Origin of the sequence: Pseudomonas sp. EL_65y_Pfl1_R83 (assembly GCF_963970695.1) — a bacterium.
In the GTDB taxonomy this organism is placed as follows: domain Bacteria; phylum Pseudomonadota; class Gammaproteobacteria; order Pseudomonadales; family Pseudomonadaceae; genus Aquipseudomonas; species Aquipseudomonas tritici.
Map to the genome: position 1 here is coordinate 360,984 of NZ_CAXAQI010000001.1, position 16,953 is coordinate 377,936.

The following is a 16,953-nucleotide window of genomic DNA, read 5'->3' on the forward strand; positions in this document are numbered from 1 at the left end:
TACTGGTTTTTTGTACAGTATCAGAGGGTAGCTACAAGCTACAAGCTTGAAGCTTGTAGCTGGAACTCAGCTCGCGGTGGCGAGCAACACGTCACGCACCGAGCGTCCCTTGCCACGCCCACGGTCCAGTGCGTACAGCGACGCTGCAATCTCATCCGCACGAATCGGCAGCACCGACAGCAAGGTGTCACTCAAACCGTGGCTGGCCTGGCTGAAACCCTGGATGTAGATGCCAGCGTTGCAACGCTCGTCGGTGACGATGCGGTAATCGCGCGCCACCTCGAATTCGCCCAGATAATCTTCCAGCGGCGCCAGCAAGGCGCGGTGCGTCTGGCGCTCGTAGCCGGTGGCGAGGATCACCGCATCGTAATGATTGACGCTGGTTTCGCCGCTGGCGTTATTGCGCAGCACCAACTCGATGCCCAACGGACCTGGGGTGGCTTTTTCGACCACCGTCATGGTGCGGAACGCTTGGCGGGCGATGCCGGAGACTTTCTGGCGATAAAAGATGCCGTAGATACGCTCGATCAGGTCCAGGTCTACCACCGAATAATTGGTGTTCTGGTACTCGGCGACCAGGCGCTCACGCTCGGCACCTTCCTGCTGGAACACCAGGTCGGTAAAGGCCGGCGAGAACACTTCGTTGACGAACGGACTGTCATCGGCGGGCTTGAGCGCCGATCCGCGCAGGATCATGTCGACCTGCACCGACGCGAAGCTGTCGTTCAGGTCGATAAAAGCTTCGGCTGCACTCTGGCCGCCGCCGATGATGGCGATGCGCATGGCTTTGCCCTCGACACACGGTTGCGTGGCCATGCGCGCTAGGTATTGAGAATGGTGGAACACCCGGCGGTCCCCTTTGAGCGCCTTGAACGCCTCCGGAATACGGGGTGTGCCGCCGGCGCTGACCACCACCGAACGGGTGGTGCGCACGTGCTGCTCGCCCAGGGCATCGCGGGAAATCACGCGCAGCGCTTCAACCTGCTGCTGATGCAGGATCGGCTCGATGGCCAGCACTTCCTCGCCGTAGCACGCCTGGGCCTGGAACTGCCCGGCGACCCAGCGCAGGTAGTCGTTGTACTCCATGCGGCACGGGTAAAAGGTGCCCAGGTTGATAAAGTCCACCAAGCGGTCGTGTGCTTTCAGGTAATTGACGAAGGAATATGGGCTGGTGGGGTTGCGCAGGGTCACCAGGTCCTTGAGGAACGAGATCTGCAGTTCGCTCTGGGTCACCAGGGTATTGCCGTGCCAGCGGTAGTCGGCCTGTTTGTCGAGAAACAGCACGTCCAGTTTGCCCTGGGCCTTTTCGCGCTCCTGCAGGGCGATGGCCAGCGCCAGGTTCGAAGGGCCGAAACCGATACCGATCAGGTCGTGAACCGCGGGCGAAGCAATAGCCTGTGTCATTCCAGTGTCCTCTGGATAAGCCCCTTGGCGGTGGGGCGGGAATACCTTTCAAGACCTGCACAACAGGTCATGTGTTGATAGGAAACGAGGACAGTGAAATAAAATTTAACTAACAGGTGATCAGTGCGCTTCCCACTCTCGCATCCGCCCCCGGCAGTGCTTCATGGCGTTGACGATGTGTTTTTCCACCAGGGCGCGGGAAATGCACAGGCGCTCGGCGATTTGCAGGTGGGTCAGGCCGTCGAGCTTGCGCAGCAGAAAGCTGTCGCGACAGGCTGGCGGCAGCTCGGCCAGGGCGCGTTCGAGCAATTCCAGGCGCTGGCCGTGGTCGTGGTGGGTGTGGGGCGAGCAACTGGCGAAGCGCTCTTCGGCATCCAGCACATCCAGAGGTTCAACCTGGCGCAAGGCGTTGCGGCGATGGGCGTCGATCACCAGGTTGAGCGCAGTGCGATACAAAAAGGCGCGGGGTTGTTCGATGGGCGTGTCGCTGGAACGTTCCAGCACCCGGACATAAGCGTCATGCACCACATCCTCGGCCACCTGACGGTTGCCCAGCTTGGCGTTGAGGAAACACACCAGCTCGCGATAGTAGTTTTCCAACATGACTCCCGACCGCCGGGTGGCGGCATTAGGCCCTTGGGTGCAAAAAAGACAGCGTTTGGGTGATGGCAGTTTGAGTGCGTGCAATTTATAGTAATTCTCATCTACTTTTAAAGCACACTTGCATCAACGGACGATTATTTTTCTTCAAGGGCGCTGTAACTGCTTATGTAACGGCCTAAATCCCCACGCAATTCCCTCGTCTACCTTTCAGCTCCCCGCAACTGCGGTCCGAACTTTCCTGGCTGGAACCAAAGCATGAAACGCCCTCGACCTGCCCGACGCGCCTTTCTGGCTATCGCGTGCCTGCTCCCCATCATCGCCATCGCGGCCTGGCAAGTGCTGCCGCCTGGGCGTGACACCCTCACCACCGTGAGCGTCACCCGCGGCAATATCGAAAACAGCGTGACGGCCCTGGGCACCCTGCAACCCAGGCGTTATGTGGATGTTGGCGCACAGGCGTCCGGGCAGATCCGCAAGATCCACGTCGAGGCCGGCGACCAGGTCCAGGAAGGCCAATTGCTGGTGGAAATAGACCCTTCCACGCAAAAAGCCAAGCTCGACGCCAGCCGGTACGCCATCGAAAACCTCAAGGCCCAGTTGCAGGAGCAAAACGCCCAGCATCAGTTGGCACGCCAGAAGTACCAGCGCCAGCAACGCCTGGCCGCCGGTAATGCGACCCGTGAAGAAGATGTACAAACCGCCAAAGCTGAATTGAGCGCCACTGCGGCCCGGGTCAGCATGTTCCAGGCGCAGATCCGGCAAGCCCAGGCCAGCCTGCGCAGCGATGAAGCGGAGCTGGGCTACACACGCATCTATGCGCCGATGACCGGCACCGTCGTGGCGGTGGACGCGCGCGTCGGCCAGACCCTGAATGCCCAGCAGCAGACGCCGCTGATCCTGCGCATCGCCAAACTGTCACCGATGACCGTCTGGGCGGAAGTCTCGGAAGCCGATATCGGCCACGTCAAGCCGGGCATGACCGCGTACTTCACCACCCTGAGCGGCGGCAACCGGCGCTGGACCAGCACCGTGCGGCAGATCCTGCCGATCCCGCCCAAGCCCTTGAATGAAAGCCAAGGCAGCGGCAGCCCCAACAGTTCCAGTAAAAGCGGCAGTGGCCGTGTAGTGCTGTACACCGTGCTGCTGGACGTGGACAACAGCGACAACGCGTTGATGGCGCAGATGACCACCCAGGTGTTTTTCGTTGCCAGCCAGGTCAAGGACGCCCTCACCGCACCGGTTGCCGCGCTGCGGGGCACGTCCAGTGCCGACCGCCAGATCGCCCGGGTCGTGACCAAAAGCGGGCGTATCGAAGAACGCCACGTGCTACTGGGCATCAGTGACCGCCTGCGCGTTCAAGTGCTCGACGGCCTGAACGAGGGCGATCAACTGTTGATCGGCCCGGCCGACGGCAACGGGGGTTGAGTTGACCACGCCCCTGATCGAACTCAAGAACATCCGCAAATCCTACGGCGGCGGCGAAAGCCCGCAGGTCGACGTGTTGCGCGGCATCGACCTATCGATTCATGCCGGGGAGTTCGTTGCCATCGTCGGCGCCTCGGGCTCCGGCAAGTCCACGCTGATGAATATCCTCGGCTGCCTCGACCGCCCAAGCGTCGGTGACTACCTGTTCGCCGGGGAAAACGTCGCGCGCCTGGACTCTGACGAACTGGCCTGGCTGCGCCGCGAAGCCTTTGGCTTCGTGTTCCAGGGCTACCACTTGATTCCCTCCGGCTCGGCCCAGGAAAACGTCGAGATGCCGGCGATCTATGCCGGCATCAGCGCCACCGAGCGCCATGCCCGCGCCAACGCGCTGCTCACGCGCCTGGGCCTGGCCGACCGCACCGGCAACCGTGCGCACCAGCTTTCCGGCGGCCAGCAGCAGCGCGTGTCCATCGCTCGCGCATTGATGAACGGTGGCCACATCATCCTGGCCGATGAACCCACCGGCGCCCTCGACAGCCACAGCGGCGCCGAGGTCATGAGCCTGCTCGACGAACTGGCCAGCCAAGGCCACGTGGTGATCCTGATCACCCACGACCGCGAAGTGGCGGCGCGGGCCAACCGCATTATCGAGATTCGCGATGGCTTGATCATCAGTGACTCGGCCGATGGCAGCGAAGTTGCTCCTGCATTAGCCAACGGCGCCCTGCAAGCCGTTGACCTGCGCCAACGCCTGGCCGACGGCGCCGAGCACAATGGCGCGTGGAAAGCCGAACTGGTGGATGCCGTGCAAGCTGCCTGGCGGGTGATGTGGATCAACCGCTTCCGCACGGCGTTGACCCTGCTGGGCATCATTATCGGCGTAGCGTCGGTGGTGGTGATGCTCGCGGTGGGCGAAGGCAGCAAGCGCCAGGTCATGGCGCAGATGGGCGCGTTCGGTTCCAACATCATCTACCTCAGTGGCTCGTCGCCCAACCCGCGTACGCCGCCGGGAATCGTGTCGCTCAATGACGTCCACGCACTGGCAGCGCTGCCCCAGGTGCAGCGCATCATGCCGGTCAACGGCAGCGAAGCCGGGGTGCGTTTTGGCAATGTCGACTACATGGCCTATGTGGGCGGCAATGACACCAACTTCCCGGAGATTTTCAATTGGCCGGTGGTCGAGGGCAATTATTTTACCGCCGAGGACGAGCGCGCCGCCGCCACGGTGGCGGTGATCGGGCATCGTGTACGCGAGAAACTGTTCAAGGGCGAGGTCGACCCCATCGGCCAGTACATCCTGATTGAGAACGTGCCGTTCCAGGTGATCGGGGTGCTGGCGGAAAAAGGCGCCAGCTCCGGCAACAAGGACAGCGACGACCGCATTGCCATCCCTTATACCGCCGCCAGCGTGCGCCTGTTCGGCAGCTATAACCCCGAATACGTGGTGATCGCGGCGGCTGATGCGCGCAAGGTCCACGAGGCCGAGCTGGCCATCGACCAGTTGATGCAGACGCTGCACAACGGCAAGCGCGATTACGAGCTGACCAACAACGCGGCGATGATCCAGGCCGAAGCCCACACGCAGAACACGCTGTCGTTGATGCTTGGTTCGATTGCCGCGATCTCCCTGTTGGTGGGCGGTATCGGCGTGATGAACATCATGTTGATGACTGTGCGCGAGCGTACCCGCGAAATCGGTATCCGCATGGCCACCGGCGCACGCCAGCGCGACATCCTGCGCCAGTTCCTCACCGAAGCGGTGATGCTCTCGGTGGTCGGCGGCCTGTGCGGCATCGCCCTGGCCCTGATGGTGGGTGGCGTGCTGGTACTGGCCGAGGTGGCGGTGCAGTTTTCCCTGGTGGCGGTGTGTGGCGCATTTGGTTGCGCGCTGGTCACCGGCGTCGTATTCGGCTTTATGCCGGCCCGTAAAGCTGCCCGGCTCGATCCGGTTAAGGCGTTGACCCGTGAATAAACGATCCATTTACTTGCCCGGTGTGTGCGTGTTGCTCAGCGCCTGCGCCGGCAACCCACCGGCCATCGACACGGCTATTGCGCCGCCTGCCGCCTGGCAATACGCCGAGCGCGACGCCGCCCAGGCCACCAACCAGCAATGGTGGACACACTTCGCCAGCCCGCAGTTGAACCGACTGGTCGAGCAGGCCCGCCGTGACAGTTTCGACGTTGCCGCCGCCACGGCCCGTGTGCGCCAGGCCCAGGCCAGTGCGGTGATAGCCGGCGCGCCGGTGTTGCCCGAGGTGAAGTTCAACCTTGAGACCAGTCACCAGAAACTCATACGCGGCTCAGGTGGACCGAACCTGGATGCGTCCCAAAGCGACGACGCCGTCGACAACTTCGGCGCCAACCTCACCGCCAGCTACGAAGTGGACTTCTGGGGTGGCCGCGCCGCCGCTCGCGACAGCGCCCTGCACAGCCTGCGCGCCAGCGAGTTTGACCAGGCCACCGTGGAACTGACCCTGCTCAGCAGCGTGGCCGACCGCTACGCACAAACCCTCGCCGCCCACCAGCGCCAGCAGATCGCCGAGCTGAACCTGGCCAATGCGCGCAACGTGCTCGACCTGGTACAGACGCGCTATGACGCCGGCGCCGCCACGGCCCTGGAACTGGCCCAGCAAAAAAGCCTGGTGGCCAGCCAGCAACGCCAGCTGCCGCTGATCCAGCAACTGGCCGAAGAATCGCAGATCACCCTGGCCGCCCTGCTCGGCCAACCGGTGCAGGCCTTGGACCTGGGCGCCGAGCCCTTTCAGGCACTGACCTGGCCGAGCATCGGCGCCGGCCTGCCCAGCCAATTGCTCAGCCGCCGGCCCGACATCGCCAAGGCCGAGGCGCAACTGGCGGCGGCACAGGCTGATGTCACCGTGGCCCGCGCGGCCATGCTGCCCGCCGTCACCCTTGGCGCGACCCTGGGTTCCGACGCCTACAAGGCCATGGATGTGTTGCGCAGCCCCTATTACACGCTGACTGCAGGCTTGGTCGGCCCGATCTTCAACAACGGCCGTTTAAGCGCTGAACGCGATAAGGCCCGCGCACGCCAGGAAGAACTGCTGCAAACCTATCGCGGTTCGATCATCAACGGCTTTGCCGATGTGGAAAAAGCCCTCAGCCGCATCACCCGCCTCGACCAGCAACGCGACTGGCAAAGTGAAGAGTTGCACCAAGCCCGGACAGCGTTCCAGATCGCCGAAAGCCGCTACCAGGCAGGTGCCGAAGACCTGCTCACGGTGCTGGAAACCCAGCGCACGCTGTACGCGACCCAAGACCAGAATGTGCAACTGCGGCTGTCACGCCTGCAGGCCAGCATCGCGCTGTACAAGGCACTGGGCGGTGGCTGGCAGGCACAGATCCGATAAACAAAACTCCGATTTCGTACATTAGCTGTCTTCTCGCCCTACATTCTTCGACCTGAGATCCTTGGTAAAAAAGCCGCTATCACACGGCCGCCCAGGACCTCTCGATGACTGTTGCAAACTACCTGACGTGCGCCTGTCTCTGGCTGACCGCAAGCCTTGCCCCTGCCCAACCACTGATCCCTCCCACCACCATCGACTGGCTGCTGGACTGTCACCTGCCCACCGTTGAGCGCCTGGACCCCAAGGTGCTGCAACGCACCCAATGCGGCATCGTGAACGTACCGCGCAATTACGCCGTGCCCCGGCAAGGCAGCTTGCGTCTCTACCTGACGCGCGTCGGCGCCCGTGACCCGTTGAACCGGGAGGGCGTGGTGTTTGCCCAGGCTGGCGACGCCGCCGCAAACAACCGGGGCGGCACCTTTGTCATTCACCTGACCAGCCTCTGGGGCGCCTATGCCAACCCAGCCTATCGCACGCTGGTCAACCGTTACGACGTGATCGAACTCAGCCCCCGCGACCTCAGCAACGACAACGGCATCGAACAGGCCGCTCAGGACATGGAGTACGTCCGCACGCAACTTGGCGACGCCCAACTGCTCTACCTGGGCAACGACAACGCCGCTCGCTTGGGTAGCCGTTACGCTGCGCTGTTTCCCGAGCGCGTGGCGCGCATGGTGCTGGTCAACGCGCAACAGGCCGAGGAAGCGCCTCCGCCGGTCGAGCAACTGAGGCTGAAGGAACCCGTCAAGCAAGCCGCCAGCAGTTGCATCAACCGCTGGGTCGCAGACTTCCTGGTCTTTGGCAAGCAGCCACCGCCGTCCACGCGTTGCCTTGACTCAGGTAACCGCAGAGCCGCCACCCGTTTGCGACCTGTTGCCACCGAAAACGACACGTGGCGTTGACGCTGCATCCGGATCGCTATTAAGTGCTATTTATCCGCATTAATACGATAAATCGAACCCATGCTAAGTCGCCCGCTCCGACGCAAACGCCAGAAGCTGTCCGATGTGATTGTCGAGTCGGTCAAGCGCTCCATCGTCACCGACGCCTTGAAGCCCGGCGACCGTCTACCCACCGAACGTGAGCTGATGGAAAGCTTCCAGTGTTCCAAGGGCTCGGCCCGCGAAGCGCTCAAGGCCCTGGAAGTGGAAGGCCTGGTGAGCACACGCACCGGCCCCAGCGGTGGTGCTTACCTGAACCAGGCCGGCACTGAGCCAGCCAGCCGCGCGCTGCGCAACTACCTGCACTTCCAGCACCTGGATGGCGAGCAGGTGTACCAACTGCGCAAAGTCATCGAAGTGGAACTCGCGGTGTCGGTGCTTGGGCGCTTGAGCGAAGACGACTACCAGGCCCTGCAAGACAACGTGGATTTCTGCAGCGCCCCGGAAGACAGCGAGGCCGGCCAGCGCGAGCAACGCCTGGCGGAACTGGAGTTCCACAACCTGCTGGCCAAGGCCTGCCCCAATCCGTTGCTGAGTTTTATGGCGCAGTTTCTCAACGACCTGCTGCGCGACCTGGTGGTGTTGAAAAAGGCCTACAAGCCCAAGCGCAAGCAGTTCGACGCGGCCAACCTGGATTATCACAAGCAGTTGCTGATCGCCTTCCGTGCCGGGGATGAAAGCGCGGTGCGCGGTTTGATGCATGAGCATATGTGCGATGCGGAACACCATATGACGGCGCTGGAAGGTGAAGTCAGCCCGCACTTTCTTCTGGAGTTCGATCACCGCCCCTAAAGACATCACAGATTGACCTATTCCAACCAACACCTGCGTTATCCAATAACAGGCCTGCCCACAGGCCCTTGCTCCACCGTATCGCCCTTGCCACTCCTGCCAATAACTAAACCAGGGAGTCACCCCATGCAGCGTCGTACGTTGTTGAAAGCCAGTCTCACCGCAGCCGCCGCCCTCAGCCTCCCGCTGAGTATCCGGTCGGCATTCGCCGCCGAGCCCTTTACCTTTTACGGCCTCAAGTCCATGTCTGGCGCCTTTGCCAGCTATGGCAAATTTGCCGACATGGGTTCGCGCCTGGCGGTGGAACAGCACCCCGAACTCCTCGGGCGCCCACTGAACTACAAAGTCATCGACACCGAAGGCAACGCCGGCAAGGCCGTGCGCAAGGTGCAGGAAGCCATCCAGCAGGACGGCGCGCGGTTCTTCCAAGGCTGCACGCTGTCGTCGTCGGCACTGGCGGTTGCGAAGGAAGTGGACAAGGTCGGCGGTGTGTTCATGACCCCGGTCGGCGCCGATGAAGTCACCGGCAAGGATTGCAACCTCGCGACCTTCCGCTGGTCGGTGCCCACTTACGGCGCGATCCGTGAAACCATGGTGCCGCTGATCAAACTGCTGCCGGACGCCAAGCGCTGGTACACTATCACCCCGCAATACGTGTTCGGCGAAGCGCTGCTCGAAGGCGCAAAAACAGTGCTCAAGGAAAACGGCCTGGAACACATTGGCAACAGCTACCACTCACTGCAAGAACAAGAATTCTCCGGCTACCTGACCAACGCCATCGCCGCCAAGCCCGATGTGCTCGTGCTGCTCAACTTCGGCAGCCAGTCGTCCAACACCCTGCGTCAGGCGGTTAACTTCGGCATCAAGGAGCGCATGAAAGTGCTGCTGGTATGGTCCGCCGGCCTCGACCAATTCCAGGAATTGGGCAGCGATGTGCTTGAAGGCGTGTACCTCGGCGCACAGTACTGGCACCAGGTCGACACCCCGCTCAACCGTGAACTGGTCAAGCTGACCCAGGCGAAGTACGGCATCAACCCCACCTACCCGCTGGCCGCCGATTACATCAGCACCAAGGTCATGCTCGAAACCATCATTTCCACCGCCAGCTTTGACGGCAAAACCGTGGCCAAAGCCATGCAGGGCTTGAGTTTCGAAGGGCCGACCGGCAAGGAATCGATCCGCGCCAGCGACCACCAGGTGATCAAGGATTACTACCTGCTGATCGGCAAGGCCACCGGCGACATGGCCGACAAGGACGACCTGGCCAAGGTGCTCAGTGCCGGCCAGTCGTTCCCGCCGGTAGAAGCCACGGGCTGCACGCTCGGCTGATCCCCTGAATTTGGTAGCGCAGGGCCGTGCAAGCGGCCTCCTGCAGAGGGTTCCTGCATGCTTTCTCTTTACCTGTTCCAGATACTCAACGGCCTCGGATTGGGGATGATCTACTTCCTGATCGCGGTCGGTCTCACGATCATTTTCGGCCTGCTCAACTTCGTCAACTTCGCGCACGGCGCGTTCTTCTTGCTGGGCGCCTACATCTGCTACACCGCCGTGAGCCTCACCGGCAACTTCTGGCTGGCGTTGCTCATCGCCCCACTGGTGGTGGCCGCGTTGGCCTGGGCTATCGAGCGATTATTGATTCAACGGATTTACCACTTGCCGCACATGTTCCAGATCCTGGTGACCTTGGGCATCGCGTTGATCATCCAGGAAGCCAGCGTGATGATCTGGGGCCCGGTGGGCAAGAGCGTCGCCGTGCCAGAACTGCTGCGCGGCGTGCTGGTGGTGGGTGACTTCGTGTACCCCTATTACCGCCTTTTCCTCATCGTGTTTTCCGGGCTGGTTGGCCTGGGCCTGTGGTTGCTGTTGGAACGCACGCGCTTCGGCGCCCTGGTGCGGGCAGGCAGTGAAAGCACCGAGACCGTGTCGCTGCTGGGCACGAATATCTTCCGCCTGTTCTCCATGACCTTCGCCCTTGGCGTAGCCCTGGCCGGCATGGCCGGTGTGCTGTTCGCACCGTTGCGCGGCGCCCAGCCCTTCGTCGGCCCGGAAATTCTCGGGGTGGCGTTTGTGGTCGTGGTGATCGGCGGCATGGGTTCGTTCAGCGGTGCGCTGGTCGGCGGTTTGCTGGTGGGCGTGGTGCAAAGCCTGATGACCACACTTTGGCCCCAGGGCGCGAGCCTGATGATCTACGGCGCAATGGCCGTGGTGATTCTGGTACGTCCTTACGGCCTGTTTGGGAGAGCCTGACATGAGCGAGAAAAACCCCCTGCCGTTTGCCAAGACGCAATCGCGCGCGATGTTGCTGTGGGTATTGGCAGTGCTGATTGGCCTGCCGTTGATACTGCCCTCGGCGACCCTGGCCACCGAGATTCTGATCTTTGCCATGGCCGCCCTCGCCTGCAACTTGCTGCTGGGTTACACCGGGCTACTATCCTTCGGCCAAGGCATCTTCTTTGGTGCCGGCGCGTATTGTGCGGCGTTGCTGATGATCCACCTGCAAATGGGTTTGTTCACGGCGCTGCTCGGCGCCGCCGTCGCCGGGGGGTTCCTGGCCTTATTGGTGGGCGCCCTGGCGATCCGCCGCACCGGCATCTACTTCGTGATGCTGACCCTGGCGTTCAGCCAAATGGCTTACTTCGTCGCCTATACGCTCAGTGACTGGACCGGCGGCGACAACGGCCTGCTCAGCGTGCCACGCCCGCAAATCCGCCTCGGTGACAGCGTGTTGCTGTCGCTGGCCGACGCCCGCGCCTTCTACGGCTTTGTCGCGGTGCTGTTCCTGCTGATCTTTATCGGCGCACGCCGGGTGATCGCCTCACCGTTCGGCAGCACGCTGATGGCGATCCGCGAAAACGAAACCCGTGCCTCGGCCATCGGCTACGACACGCGGCATTTCAAGATCCTGGTGTTTGTACTGTCCGGCGCGGTCACCGGGATTGCCGGGGCGCTGTACGCGATGCTGCTGCACTTTGTGCCGCTGTCGAATATCGACCTGATGATGTCCGAGAACATCCTGATCATGACCATCGTCGGCGGCACGGGCTCGTTGTTCGGCTCGTTGCTGGGCGCCGGTTCCATCGTGTTGCTGGGGGATTTCCTCTCCGACCTGTGGCCGCGCTGGCTGATGCTGCTAGGGTTGATTTTGATCCTGGTGGTGATCTTCATGCGCGGTGGTTTGTGGGGCGGCCTGGTGTCGCTGTTTGAACGCGTGCGAGGCGGTCGCAAGGCCGCCGCTGTCGCCAAGGAGGAAGGGCTATGAGCATCCTGCTCGAAACCAACGACCTGGAACTGGCCTACGGTGCCTTCCATGCGGTGAATGGCGTAAACCTCAAGGTCGAAGCCGGCACCATCCACACCATCATTGGCCCCAACGGTGCGGGCAAGACCAGCCTGTTCCACTGCCTCACCGGTGAACGCCAGGCCACCGCCGGGGCGATTCATTTCGACGGCAGGAACCTGATGCGCAAACCTGCCCATGCCCGTGTCGGCCTGGGCATGGCGCGCTCGTTCCAGCTCACTAGCCTGTTCCAGAACCTCAGCGTGCGCGAAAACCTGCGCCTGGCCGCCCAAGGCCGCGATGGTGCACGCGCCCTGAATTTCTGGCGCCGCGTGGACAGCAAGCGCGAACACCTGGAGATGGCCGATCAAGTGCTGGAGCGCCTGCAACTCACCGCCCGCGCCGATACCCTGGCCGGCGAGTTGTCCCACGGCCAGCAACGCGTGCTGGAGGTGGGCATGTCGATCTGCTCCAAACCCAAACTGTTGATGCTCGACGAGCCCACCTCGGGCATGGGCATCGACGACATCCCGATCATGACCCAGCTGATCAGCGACCTCGGCCGCGACCACACGGTGCTGTTGATCGAACACAACATGAGCATTGTCATGTCCATCAGCCAACGCATCACAGTGATGAGCCACGGGCAGATCCTGGTGGAAGGCACGCCGGAATTCGTGCGGGCCGATGAACGTGTGCGCAGTGCTTACCTTGGGGAGGCTGCCTGATGCTGATCGTCGACAATATCCACTCCTACTACGACAAGAGCCACGTGCTGGAGGGCGTGTCGCTGACCGTAAACCCTGGCGAGTTGGTGACGCTGCTCGGGCGCAACGGTGCCGGCAAGACCACGACGCTGCGCAGCATCCTCGGGATTATTTGCCCACGCCAGGGCCAGATCCATTTCAACGGCCAGGCACTGGTGGGCCAGAAGGTCTTTGAAATTGCTCGCCAGGGCCTGGCGCTGGTACCTGAGAACCGCGGAATTTTCCGCCTGCTGACCGTCGAAGAAAACCTGCGCATCGCCGCACGCAAGACCAGCCGCTGGCAGCTCGAAGATGTCTACGGCATGTTCCCGCGCCTCAAGGAGCGGCGTAAAAACGCCGGCCATGCGCTCTCTGGTGGCGAGCAACAGATGCTCGCCATCGCCCGTGCGCTGCTCAACGATCCAAAGTTGCTGATCCTTGATGAGCCCACCGAAGGCCTGGCCCCGGTGATCGTCGACGAGTTGGTGAAGATCCTGCGCAAGGTCAAGGACGACGGCCTGCCAGTGTTGCTGGTGGAACAGAACCTGATGGTCTGCGACAAGCTCGCCGACCGCCATTACGTGCTCGAACAAGGCCGCGTGGTCTACGAGGGCAGCGCCGCCGCTTTCCGCGCCGACCCAACCATCAAAAACCGCTATTTGGCCCTGAGTGCCTGACCGGAGACTGCTGATGAATAGTTTTGCGCAACCGCTCAAGAGCAACGCCCCGCTGATCAACCGCGACCGCCTGTGGCAATCCTTGATGGACCTGGCCCAGCTGGGCGCCACGGCCAAGGGCGGCGTGTGCCGCCTGGCCCTCACCGATCTGGACCGCCAGGCCCGCGACCTGTTTGTGCAATGGTGTGAGGCGGCCGGGTGCAGCGTCAGTGTCGACGCCATCGGCAATATTTTCGCGCGCCGCGCCGGACGCAATCCTGCCCTGCCCCCGGTGATGACCGGCAGCCATATCGACACCCAGCCCACCGGCGGCAAGTTCGACGGTTGCTATGGGGTGATGGCCGGGTTGGAGGTGATCCGCACCCTCAATGACTTGAACATCGAAACCGATGCGCCGATTGAAGTGGTGGTATGGACCAACGAAGAAGGCTCGCGCTTCCCGCCCTGCATGATGGGTTCGGGTGTGTTTGCCGGTAAATTCGATTTACAGGACACCCTCGACAAGCTCGACGACCAAGGCCTGTCGGTGGGCGCCGAGTTGCAACGCATCGGCTATGCCGGCTCCCGCGCGGTGGTCGGCCACCCGGTGGGTGCGTATTTCGAAGCACATATCGAACAAGGCCCGGTGCTGGAAGACCAGGCCACGACGATTGGCGTGGTCATGGGCTGCCTGGGCCAGAAGTGGTTCGACCTCACCCTCACCGGCGTCGAAGCCCACGCCGGCCCGACGCCGATGCACCTGCGCAAGGATGCCCTGGTGGGCGCCGCGGAGGTGGTCAGCGCGGTCAACCGTATCGCCCATCAACAACAACCCCACGCCTGTGGCACGGTCGGTTGCCTGAGCCTGCACCCGGGATCGCGCAATGTGATTCCTGGCCAAGTGCACATGACCATCGACCTGCGCCATCTGCATGCGGACACGCTGCAAGCGATGGTCGATGAAGTGCGCGGCGTGATCGAAGCCACCGCCAAAACGCACGGCCTCACCTTTGAGCTGACGCCGACAGCCGACTTCCCACCGCTGGACTTCAACCCGGCCTGCGTCAACGCGGTGCGCGACGCGGCGATTGTCTTGGGCTTGAGCCATATGGATATCGTCAGCGGCGCCGGGCACGACGCGATTTTCGTCGCCGAACTGGGCCCCGCCGGGATGATCTTTGTGCCGTGCGAAGGCGGCATCAGCCATAACGAAATCGAAAACGCCGCGCCGGATGACTTGGCGGCGGGCTGCGCGGTATTGCTGCGCGCCATGGTCAAGGCGGCTCAGGGGGATGTGGCATGAGTGAGATCGGCGAATTGACGGCAGTGCAACTGCTGCAGCATTTTCGCGACAAGCGCCTGTCGCCGGTGGAAGTCACCAGAGACGCCTTGCGGCGTATCGAACGTTTCAATCCGGTAGTGAATGCCTACTGCCATGTGGACCCGGAAGGCGCGCTGAACGCGGCGCGCGCTTCGGAACAACGTTGGCTCGACGGCCAACCCTGCGGCGCGTTGGACGGTGTGCCGGCGTCGATCAAAGACCTCACGCTGACGATTGGCATGCCCACTCGAAAGGGCTCGCGCACCTCATCCGCCGACGGGCCGTGGGAGGTCGACGCGCCCTTCCCGGCCTTTATGCGCAAGGCCGGTGCGGTGCTGCTGGGCAAAACCACCACCCCGGAATTCGGCTGGAAAGGCGTCACCGATAACCCGCTGTACGGCATCACCCGCAACCCCTGGGACACACGCACCACGGCGGGCGGCTCGTCCGGTGGCGCTGGGGCCGCGGCGGCGTTGAACCTGGGCGTGCTGCACCAAGGCAGCGATGCCGGCGGTTCGATTCGGATTCCCTGTGCGTTTACCGGCACCTTTGGTATCAAGCCGACCTTTGGCTATGTGCCGCAGTGGCCGGCCAGTTCCATGACCCTCCTTTCACACTTGGGGCCGATGACCCGTACCGTGGAGGACAGCGTGTTGATGCTGCAGACCATCGCCCAACCGGATGCACGGGATGGCTTGATCGGCGCGCCACGCACCACACCATGGCTGACCCCGGGTACGGATCTGAAGGGTTTGCGCGTCGCCTATAGCCCGAACTTCGGTTACGTGGACGTCGACCCGCACGTGGCCAAGGTCGTCGCTCAAGCGGTGGAAGGGCTGGTACAACTGGGCGCCCATGTCGAGCAAATCGACCCCGGCTTCAGCGACCCGCTGGAAGTCTTCAGCACCCTGTGGGCAGCCGGCGCCGCACGCCTGACCGGCGCCATGAGCGAGGCGCAAAAACAGTTGCTCGACCCTGGTTTGCTGCGCATCGCACGACGCGGTGAGCGGTTGAGCCTGGATGACTTCAGCGCCGCCCTCGAAGCACGCGCAGCCCTGGTAGCGCGCATGGCGGCCTTTCATGAACATTACGACGTGCTGGTATCGCCGATGATGCCGATCACCGCGTTCGACGCCGGGCACGACGTGCCACCGGGCTCGGATTTTCAGGAGTGGACAGAGTGGACGCCGTTCACCTACCCCTTCAACCTGACCCAACAACCGGCAGCCTCAGTGCCGTGTGGGTTAGCAGCGAATGGGCTGCCGGTGGGCTTGCATGTGGTAGGCGCGCGGTTTGCGGATGAAACGGTTTTACGGGTGTGCCAGGTGTATGCCAAAGCATTCCCTACCACGCACTTGCAGACACCCAAAACCCCAGCCTGAAATGCAATCACCTGCGGGAGCGGGCTTGCTCGCGAATGCGGCGAATCAGTCAATACATGCATGGCTGACCCACCGCCTTCGCGAGCAACCCCGCTCGCACCGTTTTGACCGCATTCCATTACAATGCCCCCATTCATCCCCGGGGGCTTCATGGACATCGAACTGGCACGCACTTTCCTCGAAATCACCCGCTGCGGCAGCCTGGCTGCAGCGGCCGAGAAACTGCACGTCACCCAGACCGCCATCACCGCACGGGTCAAGAGCCTGGAACGCCAGTTGGGCAGCACGCTGTTCGTGCGCAACCGTGCTGGCGCGAGGCTGACCGCCGATGGCGAAGCCTTCGTGGTGTACGCCAACCAATTGCTGCAAACCTGGGAAGCCGCCAAGCGTGACCTGCCCTTGCCGGATGGCTATCGCAACGTGCTGCACATCGGTGGCGAGGTCAGCCTGTGCAACCCGCTGATGCTCGGCTGGGCCCAGGCGCTGCGCCAACATATCCCCGGCCATGCGCTGCGTACCGAAATCCGTGAAGGCGAGTACCTGTTGCGCCAGTTGGAACTGGGCGTGCTCGACGCCGCGCTGGTGTTCCAACCGCAGTACTGGCCGGGGTTGCAGGTGGAGCAGGTGCTGGAAGAAAAACTGATCCTGGTGCAACTGGTGAGCAATCCAGCCCCCTATGTGTATATCGACTGGGGCCCAGGCTTTCGCCAGCAGCATGACGCCGCTCTGCCCGACAAGGCCCGCGCCGCGCTGAGTTTCAACCTCGGGCCACTCGCGTTGCAGTACATCCTGGAGAACGGTGGCGCCGGCTATTTCCGTACCCGCGTGGTGCAAAGCTACCTCGACAGCGGCGTGATGCAGCGCGTGCCGAAGGCGCCGGAGTTCAGCTTTCCCACTTACCTGGTGTATTCAAGGGCGCGAGATTCGGCGGTGTTGCAACAGGCGCTGGGGTTCCTGCGCGAAGTGGTCAAGGCTGAAAGTGACTGGTCGCAGCGCTGGGACCCCTTGATTTGAATCACCCTCACTCCGCGCGCATGC

Annotated in this window: 15 protein-coding genes; 13 read left to right on the top strand and 2 right to left on the bottom strand. The window is 62.7% G+C overall.

Going from position 1 to position 16,953, the window contains the following annotated elements; genetic code table 11:
- Positions 1-66: 66 nt before the first annotated feature.
- Positions 67-1,404, bottom strand: a complete 1,338-nt coding sequence (locus AACY08_RS01660) for a lysine N(6)-hydroxylase/L-ornithine N(5)-oxygenase family protein (RefSeq protein WP_339467550.1) — start codon at positions 1,402-1,404, stop codon at positions 67-69.
- A gap of 120 nt (positions 1,405-1,524) precedes the next feature.
- Positions 1,525-2,007: a sigma-70 family RNA polymerase sigma factor gene (locus AACY08_RS01665; protein ID WP_339467552.1), complete on the bottom strand. Its 483-nt coding sequence runs from the start codon at positions 2,005-2,007 to the stop codon at positions 1,525-1,527.
- A 255-nt stretch (positions 2,008-2,262) separates the two neighbouring features.
- Between AACY08_RS01665 and AACY08_RS01670 the strand changes: the two genes are divergently transcribed.
- From AACY08_RS01670 to AACY08_RS01730, 13 genes are all read left to right on the top strand, one after another.
- Positions 2,263-3,432 (top strand): efflux RND transporter periplasmic adaptor subunit, encoded by a 1,170-nt coding sequence (locus tag AACY08_RS01670; RefSeq protein ID WP_339467554.1) that lies wholly within the window; start codon positions 2,263-2,265, stop codon positions 3,430-3,432.
- Position 3,433: 1 nt separating this feature from the next.
- Positions 3,434-5,404 (top strand): MacB family efflux pump subunit, encoded by a 1,971-nt coding sequence (locus AACY08_RS01675; RefSeq protein WP_339467555.1) that lies wholly within the window; start codon positions 3,434-3,436, stop codon positions 5,402-5,404.
- Positions 5,397-6,800 (top strand): efflux transporter outer membrane subunit, encoded by a 1,404-nt coding sequence (locus AACY08_RS01680; RefSeq protein ID WP_339467556.1) that lies wholly within the window; start codon positions 5,397-5,399, stop codon positions 6,798-6,800. Before AACY08_RS01675 ends, AACY08_RS01680 begins: the two co-directional genes overlap by 8 nt.
- 104 nt (positions 6,801-6,904) lie before the next feature.
- Positions 6,905-7,702: an alpha/beta fold hydrolase gene (locus AACY08_RS01685; RefSeq protein WP_339467558.1), complete on the top strand. Its 798-nt coding sequence runs from the start codon at positions 6,905-6,907 to the stop codon at positions 7,700-7,702.
- Between the two features lie 60 nt (positions 7,703-7,762).
- Entirely contained in the window at positions 7,763-8,533 is a 771-nt protein-coding gene (locus AACY08_RS01690; protein WP_339467559.1) for a FadR/GntR family transcriptional regulator, read from the top strand.
- A gap of 126 nt (positions 8,534-8,659) precedes the next feature.
- Positions 8,660-9,862, top strand: coding sequence for an ABC transporter substrate-binding protein (locus tag AACY08_RS01695; RefSeq protein ID WP_339467561.1), 1,203 nt, complete (start codon positions 8,660-8,662; stop codon positions 9,860-9,862).
- Positions 9,863-9,919: 57 nt separating this feature from the next.
- The gene (locus AACY08_RS01700) at positions 9,920-10,780 is read left to right on the top strand and encodes a branched-chain amino acid ABC transporter permease (RefSeq protein ID WP_339467562.1); all 861 of its coding nucleotides are present in this window, start codon (positions 9,920-9,922) and stop codon (positions 10,778-10,780) included.
- 1 nt (position 10,781) lies between these two features.
- Positions 10,782-11,792, top strand: coding sequence for a branched-chain amino acid ABC transporter permease (locus tag AACY08_RS01705; protein ID WP_339418009.1), 1,011 nt, complete (start codon positions 10,782-10,784; stop codon positions 11,790-11,792).
- Positions 11,789-12,538 (top strand): ABC transporter ATP-binding protein, encoded by a 750-nt coding sequence (locus tag AACY08_RS01710; RefSeq protein WP_339418010.1) that lies wholly within the window; start codon positions 11,789-11,791, stop codon positions 12,536-12,538. Before AACY08_RS01705 ends, AACY08_RS01710 begins: the two co-directional genes overlap by 4 nt.
- On the top strand, positions 12,538-13,233 hold the full coding sequence (locus AACY08_RS01715; protein WP_339418011.1) for an ABC transporter ATP-binding protein: 696 nt from the start codon (positions 12,538-12,540) through the stop codon (positions 13,231-13,233). The genes AACY08_RS01710 and AACY08_RS01715 overlap by 1 nt, the downstream gene beginning before the upstream one ends.
- A gap of 13 nt (positions 13,234-13,246) precedes the next feature.
- The gene (locus AACY08_RS01720) at positions 13,247-14,515 is read left to right on the top strand and encodes a Zn-dependent hydrolase (RefSeq protein WP_339467564.1); all 1,269 of its coding nucleotides are present in this window, start codon (positions 13,247-13,249) and stop codon (positions 14,513-14,515) included.
- Positions 14,512-15,915 carry an amidase gene (locus AACY08_RS01725; RefSeq protein WP_339467566.1) on the top strand — a complete coding sequence of 468 codons (1,404 nt, stop codon included), beginning with the start codon at positions 14,512-14,514 and terminating at the stop codon, positions 15,913-15,915. Before AACY08_RS01720 ends, AACY08_RS01725 begins: the two co-directional genes overlap by 4 nt.
- A gap of 150 nt (positions 15,916-16,065) precedes the next feature.
- Positions 16,066-16,929: a LysR family transcriptional regulator gene (locus AACY08_RS01730; RefSeq protein WP_339467567.1), complete on the top strand. Its 864-nt coding sequence runs from the start codon at positions 16,066-16,068 to the stop codon at positions 16,927-16,929.
- Positions 16,930-16,953 lie beyond the last annotated feature (24 nt).